At 58.2% G+C, this 1459-nt stretch carries 1 protein-coding gene and 1 pseudogene; both read left to right on the top strand.

Features of this window, described 5'->3' with window-relative positions; all coding sequences use genetic code 11:
* Positions 1–801: pseudogene (locus AWB64_RS30550) on the top strand (Mu transposase domain-containing protein); the annotation flags it as partial.
* Positions 798–1459 (top strand): ATP-binding protein (locus AWB64_RS30545; RefSeq protein ID WP_157766744.1); only part of this gene is annotated, 662 nt, incomplete at its 3' end. The pseudogene AWB64_RS30550 and the gene AWB64_RS30545, both read left to right, overlap by 4 nt.

Here is a 1459-nt window from a genome sequence, read left to right as displayed (position 1 = left end):
ACCGCGCTTGGCGGCCGACGCTTCGACTCTATTGAGGAACAGAACGCGTTTCTCGTGCGCTGGGAAGCGAACTGGGCGTCCAAGCGCTTGCACGGTCGCGCACGCCGGCAGGTTGAAGCGATGTTCCTGGAGGAGAAGCCGCACCTGCGGGCGCTACCCCTGACAGCTTTCCGCTACTTCGAGCAAGTCGTTCGCACCGTATCCGACGACACGACCGTTCGAATCGATCATAGCTGGTACGCAGCTCGGCCCGCCGCGATCGGCAGCTTGGTGTTGGTGCGCGTCTTCGATTCGACCATTGAAGTTCGCGACCGACAAACGCAGGCGCTGCTTCGTATTCACCCGCGCTTCAAACAACCGGGCCAGTTGCTATTGCCGGAAGGCGAGCGGCCGTTCAATCCATCCCGTCAAACAGCCTTCCTTCTATCGGCCGCCGGCGACATTGGGCCCCAAACCAAGGCGCTTTGCCAACGGATGTTTGACTCCGAAGGGCGCGTCGGTTAGCGCGGTATGTGGGGCATCGTCGGTCTCGCAAAAAAGTACCCCCCCCGCATCGTCGAGCAAGCCTGCAGCCAGGCATTAGAGCACCGCCTGCGTTCGTATAAACAAGTTCGCGGACTGGTCGAGCGGCTGTTCGACCAAGCGCTGGAGCGGCTCAGCGAAGCGCCGCAACTCGCTTTACCTCTTACCCAGGATCACGCGCTAATCCGTCCAGCCGCCGAATACGGCGAGCTGTTCAATCTCGGCGCGCAACAGCAGCTCAAAGAACCGTCCTTGACCACTGGAGAGACCAACAAATGACCATGTCGATGCCAGAAATCGAGCGCTCGCTCAAACAACTGCATTTGTCTGGTGTTCGCGACACGCTAGAAACACGCGTGTTGCAAGCGCAAGCGGCAAACCAGCCCTTTCTGGAAACCTTCTCAATGAATCTTCAAGACGAACTCGATCGCCGCCAATCACGGCTCGTCGAGCGCCGGCACAAACAGTCGGGCTTGGAAGAGAGGCTTACGTTCGCCGAATTCGATTGGTCCTTCAATCCAATGCTTCCACGCCAAGCCTGTCTGGAGTTGAGGACGTTGAAGTTCGTCACGGCCGGCGAGAACGCGCTTCTTATCGGCAAACCGGGCACTGGCAAGTCGCACGTCGCGAAGGCGGTCGCCAACCAGGCGGTCCTGCAAGGCTATAAGGTCCAGTATCTTGAGACCGACGACTTCTTCACACGCTTTGAGCTTAGTGAACCACCACAACAAGAGAAGCGTTTGCGGAGCATTCTCGAATGCGATTTGCTGGTGCTGGACGACCTGTTTTTATCCCGGTCGATTCCAGACGTCGCTGGAGCTTTGCTGCAAACCCTTGTTCATCAACGAAACTGCGCCGTAGGGGGTGCGGACAAAATCTTGGACTACCTGGAGGTAGTCCATGTACTCGTACGAAGACCGCGTTCAAGCGGTTCAGC

Source organism: Caballeronia sordidicola (genome assembly GCF_001544455.2).
GTDB lineage: Bacteria > Pseudomonadota > Gammaproteobacteria > Burkholderiales > Burkholderiaceae > Caballeronia > Caballeronia sordidicola.
The sequence above is the reverse complement of the archived record's forward strand: the minus strand, read 5'-3'. Positions and strand labels throughout refer to the sequence as shown.